Source organism: Clostridioides sp. ES-S-0108-01, assembly GCF_020662285.1.
Lineage (GTDB): Bacteria > Bacillota > Clostridia > Peptostreptococcales > Peptostreptococcaceae > Clostridioides.
Genome location: NZ_JADGMN010000003.1, coordinates 19,032 through 31,621, shown reverse-complemented (window position 1 = coordinate 31,621; position 12,590 = coordinate 19,032). Strand labels below are relative to the sequence as shown.

6 protein-coding genes, 1 tRNA gene, 1 CRISPR repeat array and 1 riboswitch (1 of these 9 only partly in view) are annotated in these 12,590 nt (G+C 28.7%); of the genes, 1 reads left to right on the top strand and 6 read right to left on the bottom strand.

The genetic code is table 11. From position 1 onward, the window contains the following. Window positions 1-525: direct repeats of the CRISPR family, unit length 31 nt; unit sequence AATTTACATACCACTTAGTTAATATAAAACT; it reaches 98 nt to the left of the window's first position. Window positions 526-1,285: 760 nt separating this feature from the next. Next, window positions 1,286-2,560, top strand: a complete 1,275-nt coding sequence (locus IR152_RS03925) for an amidohydrolase family protein (protein WP_227450504.1) — start codon at window positions 1,286-1,288, stop codon at window positions 2,558-2,560. A gap of 157 nt (window positions 2,561-2,717) precedes the next feature. Here the strand turns inward: IR152_RS03925 and IR152_RS19915 are convergent, their stop codons facing one another. The 6 genes from IR152_RS19915 to IR152_RS03885 form a co-directional block, all read right to left on the bottom strand. Next, on the bottom strand, window positions 2,718-2,849 hold the full coding sequence (locus IR152_RS19915) for an IS3 family transposase (protein WP_395970766.1): 132 nt from the start codon (window positions 2,847-2,849) through the stop codon (window positions 2,718-2,720). A 256-nt stretch (window positions 2,850-3,105) separates the two neighbouring features. Continuing rightward, entirely contained in the window at window positions 3,106-5,463 is a 2,358-nt protein-coding gene (locus IR152_RS03910; RefSeq protein ID WP_227450502.1) for an HAD-IC family P-type ATPase, read from the bottom strand. Between the two features lie 414 nt (window positions 5,464-5,877). Beyond that, window positions 5,878-7,335, bottom strand: coding sequence for an aminomethyl-transferring glycine dehydrogenase subunit GcvPB (gene gcvPB, locus IR152_RS03905; RefSeq protein WP_227450501.1), 1,458 nt, complete (start codon window positions 7,333-7,335; stop codon window positions 5,878-5,880). Further along, window positions 7,336-9,810, bottom strand: coding sequence for an aminomethyl-transferring glycine dehydrogenase subunit GcvPA (gcvPA, locus tag IR152_RS20370; RefSeq protein WP_255624412.1), 2,475 nt, complete (start codon window positions 9,808-9,810; stop codon window positions 7,336-7,338). 209 nt (window positions 9,811-10,019) lie between these two features. Beyond that, window positions 10,020-10,124, bottom strand: a riboswitch (glycine riboswitch). A 470-nt stretch (window positions 10,125-10,594) separates the two neighbouring features. After that, a tRNA-Leu gene (locus IR152_RS03890) sits at window positions 10,595-10,675 on the bottom strand. A 109-nt stretch (window positions 10,676-10,784) separates the two neighbouring features. Then, complete coding sequence (locus IR152_RS03885; protein WP_227450500.1) at window positions 10,785-12,515, bottom strand: Na+/H+ antiporter NhaC family protein; 1,731 nt, start codon at window positions 12,513-12,515, stop codon at window positions 10,785-10,787. Window positions 12,516-12,590: the final 75 nt, after the last annotated feature.

Genomic DNA, 12,590 nt, shown 5'->3' with positions numbered 1-12,590 from the left:
GTAGATTTCTTCTATATCATAATCAGACCACCTTTATTTACATACCACTTAGTTAATATAAAACGGAATCCTGTATAATCACAATAACTTGCTTCATTTTTATTTACATACCACTTAGTTAATATAAAACTGTAGAACTTCTTATAAAAGAATATTATCCTAAACAAATTTACATACCACTTAGTTAATATAAAACTTATTGGAAGTTCTTTCAGTGAATTTTCTTTAGCTATATTTACATACCACTTAGTTAATATAAAACTTACAGCTTTAAGAGAAGCATTTCCAGAGGATTTACAATTTACATACCACTTAGTTAATATAAAACTTGAACAAAATAAGCCATACGATAAGCATGATCTAAATTTACATACCACTTAGTTAATATAAAACTAAAGAATTGTATCATCATTATTGTAAAATAATTTAATTTACATACCACTTAGTTAATATAAAACTTAATAAGAAGAATAAAAGGTGACGTAAGATTAAAAAATTTACATACCACTTAGTTAATATAAAACCCCAAAATAAATTGAGCATTTTCAATACCTTAAATCACATAATTCTCTTAAAATTGCAGTGAGCGACCAGTAGTGTTTTTTGATACTTTATAAAAAACCTCTATAAAACAGTAATTTCAATAACTACAAACAATTTTCCAAAAAAATCGAACACTGCAAAGTTTCTATATTTTTATTATATCATAAATAGATTATTTTTGAATATTTATGTAAATTTATAATTTAATAAAAATAAATACACTTTAATTTACAAAAAAATAATTATTTATATTAAAATGAGTTAACTTAAACAAGCAAATTTAATAAAATAAATATATTCTTTAAAAAACTATTAGAAACTAATAACCTTCTATGTATAAAGATACATGAATTAAGACATGCAAATGCAAGCTTACTTCTTCTAACTGTAACCAACATAAAAATAATTTCTGAAAGATTAGGACATACAGTTATTAAAAATAGATATAAATAAATATTCTCACATTTTAGATTAAATGGATAAATAAACAACCAAGAATATAAGCACTGCTCTCTTTAAATAATATTAGTTTTATATCAGTTAACATCATGTTTTTCTTAAATGTCAGTAATATATATTAGGAAATGCTAGTAAACAACTGTATTTCACTGCTGTTTACTATTCTCTAATAGTATTTATAACTCAAATTTGATATAATAGATATGGTAAAAGTTTAATTTATAAAACAAAAATATAACTTACATACGTTAAAATCAACAAATCTAAAACTAAGGAGACTTATATGTTAAAAGCAATAAAAGGGAATATAATTTTCACAAAAACTTCAGACACCTTCACAGTATTTGAAAATAGTTATATTATACTATACAAAGGCAAAGTAAAAGGAATCTTTAAAGACATACCTGAAGAATATAAGAATCTAGAAATAGTAGATTACACCGATAAACTTATAATACCTGGTATGAACGACCTTCATTGCCATGCTTCTCAATTTAAAAATCTAGGAATAGCTATGGATAAAGAACTTTTGCCATGGCTTGAAACTTATGTGTTTCCAGAAGAATCAAATTATACAGATATAGAATATGCAACAAAAATGTATAAAAAATTTGTAAAAGAAGTTTGGAAATCTGGAACAACAAGAACAGCTGTATTTGCCACAGTACATAAAGAAGCTTCTATGAAACTTATGGATATATTCAAAGAAGTTGGTATTGGAGCATATATTGGTAAAGTAAATATGGATATGAATTGCCCTGATGCTTTACTAGAGAATACTTATAAATCTATTGCTGATACAGAAGAAATTATAAATAAATACAGTGATAAAGAGTCTATTGTAAAACCAATCATAACTCCTAGATTCATACCAAGTTGTACGAGTGAACTTTTAAAAGGTTTGGGAGATTTATGTTTAAAGTATAATATGCCTATACAATCACACTTATCTGAGAATTATGATGAAATTGAATGGGTTAAAAGTTTAGAGCCTAAATCTAAATTTTATGGAGATGCCTATAATATGTATAATTTATTTGGTCAAACTCCTACTTTAATGGCTCACTGTGTTCATTGTTCTCAAGAAGAAATGGATTTAATGAGGGAAAATAATGTTATGGCAGTTCACTGCCCTGCTTCTAACTTTAATGTTGGTAGTGGTGCTATGCCTATTAGAAAATTCCTTGATAATCGTATTAAATTAGCCCTTGGTTCGGATATAAGCGGTGGGCATACCTTGTCAATATTTAAAGCAATAGTGTCTGCAATACAGTTATCTAAATTATATTGGGTGAACTCTGGTAAGGAACTTAACTTCTTATCTTTATCTGAAGCTTTTTATATTGCAACTAAAAGTGGAGGAAGTTTCTTTGGAAAAGTTGGTAGCTTTGAAGAAGATTATGATTTTGATGCATTAATTATTGATGATTCAGATTTAAATCATGCCAATTACTCTATACTTGAAAGACTTGAAAGATTTATCTATGTTGGTGATGACAGAAATATCATTCATAGATATGTATGTGGAAACTTAATCGAAGAACCTAATATAGAATAATTTACATAATTATAACTAATAAAAGGGATTGTCTCAAAATGTGTACTGAGACCCAAAAGTTAGACTTTATACAGGAATGAAATTTTCATTCCTGTATTTTTAAATTTATGCAACTTTAGATTCATATTCAAATCTATATTTAACAGGGAATTTTTCTTTAATTCTTTTGATTAATAACTATACCATTATTTTTTAGTGAAACTTTAATTCGGCAATAGCCATATCTACCATTATGTTCTTCAAAAATAGAGACGATTTTTTCTTCTTTAGTGTTTTTATTTTTATTCATTGATGGTTTTCCTTTCGTTTTAGACAGGTCATCGACATCACCATGTAAAAACTTTTGTTTTCATGTTGCTATAAGTGTACTATTGTTCATTCAAAAATGGTTAACAACTCCATATTGTTTTGCTATTGAAACATATCCTCCTTCTCTATTTAAATAGGGCTTAACTACTTTTAATTTGAAATTAAAATCATATTTAGCCATATAGAAACACCCCCATCGTTAGATTTTTGGTCCAACAATTGGGGTGCAGTACAAATTAATTTAAATCTGGAGCTACTGTATCTAATATCTCATCCAACACGAATAACATAACTTTTATCATAATTGGCATTAATACTGCTAGTACCATAGTTATTAGAATTAATTCTCTACTCAATGCTACAAATGAGAATAATCCACCTAAAAATAGAATTCCAATAACAAATGCAATAGTCATACTTACAATTAAAAATAACCTCTCTTTATTAAATGGTAGACATTGTTGTCTTAATATTAAAAGACCACATACACCAGTTAATATCGCACACATAGTAGAAAATACACTTGAACTATAACCTAAGTATTCAACTATATTGTAAACAATAATTACATTTACTGTCACACATAGTGCTCCTGGCAATGCATTTTTTAATATATTGAGTAAAAAATTTCCTGAAATTCTACTTTTATTTGCTTCAAGAGCTAAGAAGAATGACGGTATACCAACTGTTACAGCTCCAATTAGTGATAATTGTATAGGCACGAATGGATACTGTCTACTAAAGAAAAATAATGTTAATAGCGACAAGAAGAATGAAAAAATTGTCTTTACTAAAAATAAAGAAGATGCTCTTTGAATATTATTAATCACCTTTCTTCCTTCCATAACAACTTTTGGCATTGATGCAAAATTTGAATCCAACAATACTAAATTAGAAACATTTTTAGTAACATCACTTCCAGAAGCCATAGCTATACTACAATCAGCTTCTTTAAGTGCTAAAACATCATTTACGCCATCTCCAGTCATAGCTACTGTATGATTTTGTTTTTTTAATGCTAAAATCATTTGTTTTTTCTGTTGAGGGCTTACCCTTCCAAAGACGCTGTATTTATCAACTGCCTCATATATATCATCATCATTTTTAAGTGTTGTTGCATCAATAAAATTACTAGCCGTTTTAAGACCTGCTTTTCTAGCCACTTCACTTACTGTTACTGGATTGTCTCCAGATATAATTTTTATATCTACGCCTTCATTATAAAAAAATTCTAAAGTTTCCTTAGCCTCATCTCTAATTTTGTCCAATATTAATATAAAAGCTAGTGGTTTTATATCTTCAGGTATATTATTTTCTTCCATATAAGAATTACTATGAGCTAAAACTATTACCCTATTGCCTTTTTTAGAATATTTTTCAACCTCTGTTTTAAGTTCTTTATGTTTATCCTTAAAAACAAACTCAAATGCCCCTAGTAAATATGTACCTTTATCTTCAAAGGCTACTCCACTGTATTTTCTTTCTGATGAAAATGGTATTAAATTTTTAACTTTATAAGTATCTAAAATACGGTATTTATCTCTTATTGCACTTATTGTTGCATTATCATCCTTAAGGGAATTACATATATTTCCCATTATATCATCAATATCTATTTCATCCAGTATTACTACATCATCAACCTGCATTTTACCTTCTGTAATTGTGCCTGTTTTATCAAGACATAATGTATCAACTCTAGCAAGAGTCTCTACACAGTATAATTCTTGCACTAAAGTTTTATGACTTGCAAGCTTTATAGTTCCTACAGCTAGAGCAATACTTGTAAGCAATGTCAATCCCTCTGGTATCATACCATTTACAGCTGCCACAGTACCTACTACAGATGTAGTTATAGAATCTCCATTTCCAAAATGTTGTTTTACAAATAATATAATCCCTAGAGGAATAATTATTATACCTACAATTTTTAATATTGTATTTAATGAATTTCTAAGTTGAGAATTATGTTTTCTAGAAATCTTGGCATCACTAGCTATCTTATTTGCATAGTTATCTTTTCCTATATTTTCAACTCTCACAAAAGCCTCTCCAGAAACTACAAAACTACCAGAATATAAGAAATCACCTTCATTTTTTATAATAATATCAGATTCACCTGTAATTAAAGACTCATTTACCTCTAATTTTCCATCTAATACCTTTGAATCTGCACAAATTTGATTCCCTGTTTTTAAAATCATAATATCATCTAATACTAATTCTTGTACATCAATCTCTTTTTTCTCTTCTTCCCTTATAACAGATACCTTATTTGAAACTATGACAGATAGATTGTCCAACAATCTTTTGGCTCTTATTTCTTGAATTACTCCTATAATAGTATTAATTACAGCAATAAATATAAATAAAGTATTTTTAAAAGAGCCAACTGATACCAATAGACAAACTAAAACAATATTTATAAGATTAAAAAGTGTAAATACATTATCTTTAAAAATTTGTTTATATGTTTTAGTTTTTCCATTATCAAATACATTAATTAAATTATCATCTATCCTACTTTGAAGTTGCCCACTGCTTAATCCCATATTTATATCACAATTATAACTTTTTAAATTAGCACTATCCATATTCTACTCCTTTCAACTTAACGCTTTTTATACTTAAATTTACAAATATATTATAAAACTCCCAATTTTTATATTTTATTATTCTATAGTTTATATAATAAAATATAAATCTAAAGATTTTAATAATATAATTCTTAAGATTTCCTAAATTTTTATAAATTTCGATATATTTTAGTTAAGTTTCTCTTAAACCAAAAGAGTAAAAAGTTGTATCAAAATAAATTTCTATAATTTTTATGAATAATGGTATAATAATCATCATATTAATATTCTTATATAAGCACTAATATAATTTAAAACTTCAGTAGTAAATATTATATATATACAAAAAAGCTATCTAAACTATATTAAGTTAGATAGCTTTTTATTATAAATACAAATTCCTTTATATTTATAATCTCTATTTTTAATTATTTATCTTTGCGACCATGTAAGTATAGGTTTCTTTACTGCCCTTGCATCATCCACTCTCTTAACTAAAGTATTGTGTGGAGCAGTTTTCAATAGTTCCGGTTCTTCTTTTGCCTCCTTAGCAACATTTTTCATAGCTTCTATAAAACTATCTAATGTCTCTATGCTCTCACTTTCTGTAGGCTCTATCATAAGTGCCTCATTTATGATAAGAGGAAAATACATTGTTGGAGGATGATATCCATAATCCAGTAATCTCTTTGCTATATCTATAGTTTTTATATTTGCCTCTCCTCTTGGTAACCCACCTAATACAAACTCATGTTTACATAAGGTATCTATTGGTAATATATAGTCATCTTTTATACTCTCTTTGATATAATTTGCATTTAAAACTGCCATTTCACTAGCCTCTTTAAGCCCATCTCTTCCCATAGTTAATATATATGTGTAAGCTCTTACAAGCACTCCAAAGTTACCATAGAAGTTTTTAATTTTTCCAATAGATTTTTCTCTATCATAATTTAATACATACTTATCTTCTTGTTTTTCAATTACTGGTATTGGTAAAAAAGGTACCAATTCTTTTTTGACTCCAACAGGACCAGCTCCTGGACCCCCTCCTCCATGAGGAGTAGAAAAAGTCTTATGAAGATTAAGATGCACTACATCAAATCCCATATCTCCAGGTCTTGTTATCCCCATAATGGCATTCATATTTGCACCATCATAGTATAAGAGTCCTCCTGCTTCATGTACAAGACTTGCTATCTCTTTTATATTTTTTTCAAACAATCCAAGAGTACTTGGATTAGTAAGCATAAGAGCTGCTACTTCATCACTTAAAACTGCTTTTAACGCATTTATGTCTATAGCTCCATTTTTATCAGATGCTATCTGAATCACATCAAAGTTTGCCATAGCTGCACTTGCTGGGTTTGTTCCATGTGCAGAATCAGGAATTATTACTTTGTTTCTCTTATGGTCTCCTCTGTTTTCATGATATGCTTTTATAATCATAAGACCTGTAAATTCACCATGTGAACCTGCTGAAGGTTGTAGTGTGACTTCATCCATACCTGTAATTTCTGCAAGTCTATTTGACAAGTCATACATTAAAGAAAGAGAACCTTGTGCTGTGTATGAAGATTGGTATGGATGCATTGCAGTAAAGTTTGGAAGTGCTGCCATATCTTCATTTATTTTAGGGTTATATTTCATAGTACAAGAACCTAAAGGATAAAAACCTGTGTCAACTCCAAAGTTTTTATTTGATAATAGGGTATAATGTCTAATTAATTCTAATTCGCTAACTTCTGGCAAATTCAATTCACTTTGTCTAACCATACTTTGGTCAATCATATCTTCTACTTTTATATCGTCTACATCTAACTTTGGAAGCGAATATGCTTTTCTACCTTTTTTAGATATATCTATCAACAAACTATTATATTCTTTCATTTATAATCCCTCCATTATTCCAACTAACTTATCTATTTCTTCTTTGCTTCTTTTCTCAGTCACACAAAGTAAAGTTGAAATTTTTAATTCTGGGTAATTGTGTTCTAAATTATAACCACCTAATATATTTTCTTCTAAAAGTTTATTATTTATAGTTTCTATATTAAGATTTCCTTGCACAGTAAATTCTTTGAAAAATTTACCTTTAAATATTGGCTTATATTTTCCTGTTTGTATAAGTTTATTATAAGTATAATGTGCTTTTTTCATAGATTGCATTCCAACCTCTTTAAATCCTTCTCTCCCCATAGTAGCCATGTATATTGAAGCTACAAGAGCATTTAAAGCTTGATTTGAGCATATATTAGAAGTTGCTTTTTCTCTTCTTACATGTTGTTCTCTAGTTTGTAAAGTTAGCACATATGCAGTTTTTCCTTCTGTATCTAAGCTTTGCCCAACTATTCTTCCTGGCATTTTTCTAGTATACTTAGATTTACTAGCGAAAAATCCTACATAAGGTCCTCCAAAGTTAAGAGGATTTCCTAGTGATTGAGCTTCTCCAACAACAATATCTGCTCCTATCTCACCTGGTGTCTTTAAAACACCCAATGATATTGGGTCAACACTCATAATTAACATAGCCTTATTTTCATGGGTTATCTTTTCTATTTCTTCCATCTCTTCAATAATACCAAAGAAGTTAGGAGTCTGTATAAGAACACATGCTGTATCTTTATCTACTGAAGCCCTTAATTTTTCTATATCCGTAGTTCCATATTCATTACAAAAATCAATTTCTACTATTTCACAATCTTTGTATTGTAGATAAGTCTTAAGTACTGATAAAGTTTCAGGATGTGTAGTTTTTGATACTACTATTTTACTTTTTCTGGTCTGATTCATAGCCATTATGCATGCTTCTATTGCAGCAGTTGCTCCATCATACATTGATGCATTTGCAATTTCCATTCCAGTAATTTCTGCAATCATAGATTGGAACTCAAACACTACTTGTAAAGTCCCTTGACTTATTTCAGCTTGATATGGAGTATATGATGTATAAAATTCAGACCTTGAAGTTATATGTTTTATAATTGACGGTATATAATGGTCATATGCACCAGCTCCAAGAAAACAAGTTAAGTCTTCTAAACTTAAATTTTCTTCTGACAGCCTTTTTACTATTTTACTTACCTCTAATTCAGATTTTCCACTTTCCAAGTTTAAATCTCTTTTTAATTTTATTTCATCTGGTATATCTGAAAATAATTCATCAACTGAATTTAATCCTACTACCTTTAACATTTTTGATTTATCTTCACTTATGGCAGGTATATATGAAAATTTATTTTCTTCATTTAATACAGTATTATCTTTTTTATATTGCTTTTTATAAAAAGGCTTCTTAACTATCGTAGCAGGAACAACTTTTTTTCTGATTACTATACCTATTTCATTTCCTACTTTTGCATACTTAGAATCTATAATTCCCATGCCTAAAATCTTTCCTGTCGTTGGAGATGCACATCCTGTTGTTACAAAACCTACTATTTTTTCACCAACCTTTATATCGTATCTATTTCTAGGCATCCCTTTGCCTTGCATTTCAAATCCTACTAATTTTCTTTTAGCTCCATTTTCTTTTTCTTCTGATAAAATTGTTTTTCCAATAAAGTTTTCCTTGTTTGTTTTTACAAAAATGGATAAGCCTCCTTCAATTGGAGATATATGTTCACTTATTTCATGACCATATAGAGGTAGAGCTGCTTCAAATCTTAAAGTATCTCTACAACCTAAACCAGCAGGACATATATCTTCTCCTCCAGCTTTTAAAACTTCATTCCAAATTGTTTCTGTATGTTCATTTTTACAATATATCTCAAATCCATCTTCTCCAGTATATCCTGTTCTTGAAACTAAACAAGTTAAACCACATATTTTTGTTGATGGAATTGACTTATAAAATTTTATTGATTTTAAATCTATGTCTGTGATTTTTTGAAGAATTTCTTCTGCTTTAGGCCCTTGAACTGCCAGTTGACTAACTTCATTAGAAACATTTTTTATATCTACATTGTAACCTTTACTTTGTTTTATTATCCATGCCACATCTTTATCTATATTCCCTGCATTTATTACTAATAAATAATCTTCTTCACCAAATTTATATATTAATAAATCATCAACTACTCCTCCGTTTTCATAACACATAGGTGTATATATAATGTCATTTACCTTTAATGTGCTTATATCATTTGTAACTAAATTTTGTATAAATTTTTCTGAATCTACACCTTTTATTTGTACCTCTCCCATATGAGATACATCAAAGATACCTGCACTTTTTCTAATCATTTCATGCTCTTTATTTATTCCCTTATATTCCAAAGGCATTTCCCAACCAGCAAACTCAACAAGTTTTGCTCCAAGCTCTTTGTGTATATTATACAAAGTCACTCTTTTCAATTCATTCATATATAACCCTCCCTATAAAATTAGACCCACTATATTTAAGCAATTTCGATATTATGTCCTATACTTTTTCATAAAAAAAAGATATATTAGCATGGAAAATAATCCTAGCCTATATATCCCTGTTTGTATACCTGAAAGATTTAATAATTTAATATTATTTTGCTTCTTCGGTGACTTATAGTATATTAACCTAAGTCTTTCCAGAGTCCCATCAACTAGCGATATCTTTGCCTGAAAGTTTCTCTAAGAATTGGCATTTCTTAAATTTCTTCTTCGGCGCCTTTTTATATAAAGGTCTCTCTCGCTAATCTCATTTGGAAATATTTATTTTCATTTTTATTGTATGAATATTTCAATTAAATGTCAACACATTATATTTATTTTTTTTTATGTATTATTTTTTTTGTTAAGTTTTTATTATCAATTATATTACTTTTATATTATTAACTTTTATACATATATGTTATATATTAATGTAAAATAATATATTTATTTAATTTATTATTAATATGTCATACAAAACACTAAAAGTAAAGTTATATTGTAATTTACTATATTATGTTAAAGATATATTCATACAAACAATAGAATCGTTTGCAATTTTATAAATATATTTTTAGACAACAAAAAAAGCACTTAATGTGCTTTTTTGTATTTATTAGTAAAATATTTTATAAATATATTCATATTGTATTTAACTTATCTATCAAAAAATAAAAACGGGATAGCCCACTCCGAAAGCCAGCAACCCCAGTTTTTTCCAGTACAACTAAGTACTGTAAAATGCGGATGAAGGGAGTCGAACCCCCACGCCAACGGCGCTAGATCCTAAGTCTAGTGCGTCTGCCAATTCCGCCACATCCGCTTATTACTCTTTTATTTTACTATATTTCGCTATTCTTTTCAATAACTTTTTAAAATTATCTATAAACTAATAAAACAATCATAATAAAAGGTTAAATTTATTTATATCCTTATTCTACAAGTTCAATTTCTGCTTCATCTACTCTCTTACCAATTATTTGAATACCTACAAATATAGCAACTATAGCCACTGGCAACACTATATATATTGGCAATCCAAATCCAGCTGGTATGTATCCAAATACAACGGTAATTACTGCTGTAAATATAGCATACGGTATTTGAGTATTAACATGGTCTATATGATTACAACCAGCTCCCATTGAAGAAAGTATTGTTGTATCTGAAATAGGAGAACAATGGTCTCCAAATATTGCACCTGTTAAAACTGCACTTGTACTTACTATTACATAAGACATATCAGGATTTAGTGAGTATGCTAGTGGTATTGCAAGTGGCATAAGTATACCCATTGTTCCATAAGCTGTTCCAGTAGCAAATGATATTATTGCTCCTAAACCAAATATTAAACTTGGCAATAAAAATGGAGGTAATGAACCTGATAATAAGTGTATTAAAAATTTAGCTGTACCTAACTCTTTTATTACTGAACTCAATGACCATGCAAGTATTAATATTACACCAGTGATTACTAAACTTTTCATTCCATCTATCCAAACATCAATTGCCTCTGATATTGTAAAAATCTTTTTGACTACAGCCATTATAATAGCAACCAAACTTGCAACAAGTGCAGACTGGAATAATGCTCTAGATGCATCAGATGCACTAAATGCTTCTTTTATTGCTTCAAATGAATACGGCGAATTCGTAAATAACTGTATAAGAGCCTTATTCTCCCCTCCCATTATAGATGTATATCCACTATAATAGAATGATGTTAATGCAACTATTATTAATGTGCCTATCGGGATTATAGCATTCCATACACTCAATCTTACTCCATTTTTTGGAGCTAAATCATCTAATTCTTCTACACCTTCATCAAGGTCTGTACCAATTTTTCTACTTCTAGATTTTATCTCTGCTTTTCTCATTGGTCCAAATTCTTTTAATAATAATGCTGATAATACAATAAACACTAATATTAATATGTTATAAAATCTAAATGGTATTGTATTTAAAAATATACCAAATGCGTCAACATCTACATTTATGCTTTCAAAAGCGTCATGTATTAAACCAACTTCAAGACCTATCCATGTAGATATTATAGCTAATCCAGCAACTGGTGCTGCTGTAGCATCTATTATAAATGCCAACTTTTCTCTTGATATTTTCATCTTATCTGCAACAGGTCTCATCATAGGACCTACTATTAATGAATTTGCATAATCATCAAAGAATACTAAAAGTCCCAAAAACCATGTTATAAGCTGTGTACCTTTTGCTGATTTAGCTCTTTTAGCAAGCGCTTCAGCTATAGCCTTAGCTCCTCCCATCTTAGCAACAAGATTTATTACTCCTCCAATTACCAGAACTTGTAGTATTATTCCTGCATTCCATGGGTCTGCCAAAGATACTAAAGCTCTATCTACCAAATCTAAAAAAGCTTGTATAAATGTCGCAAAAACATTAATACCACTAGCTTTAATTATAAAACTACCAGAAATAATCCCTATAAATAATGAAATTATTACGTTTTTAGTTATAAATGCAAGTACTATAGCAACTACTGGTGGTATTAAAGTTAAGATTCCAAATTTTTCTGCATTAGCTAATGCAATAGTGTCTATATCCTCCTCTGCAAAAACCATTACTGTTGACATTATGAACATAATTGTCGTCAGAAAAATAATATTAATTTTTTTGTTCCTCATGTAAATCTCCCTCTCTTTTTAATTTTGTGAATTATACAGGGTATTATGTTCTGATAAAACTAAAAAAGCCTTGAG

Coding starts and splice junctions, on each gene's coding strand:
- IR152_RS03925 (WP_227450504.1), top strand. CDS start 1,286: ATGTTAAAAGCAATAAAAGGGAATATAATTTTCACAAAAACTTCAGAC.
- IR152_RS19915 (WP_395970766.1), bottom strand. CDS start 2,849: ATGAATAAAAATAAAAACACTAAAGAAGAAAAAATCGTCTCTATTTTT.
- IR152_RS03910 (WP_227450502.1), bottom strand. CDS start 5,463: ATGGATAGTGCTAATTTAAAAAGTTATAATTGTGATATAAATATGGGA.
- gcvPB (WP_227450501.1), bottom strand. CDS start 7,335: ATGAAAGAATATAATAGTTTGTTGATAGATATATCTAAAAAAGGTAGA.
- gcvPA (WP_255624412.1), bottom strand. CDS start 9,810: ATGAATGAATTGAAAAGAGTGACTTTGTATAATATACACAAAGAGCTT.
- IR152_RS03885 (WP_227450500.1), bottom strand. CDS start 12,515: ATGAGGAACAAAAAAATTAATATTATTTTTCTGACGACAATTATGTTC.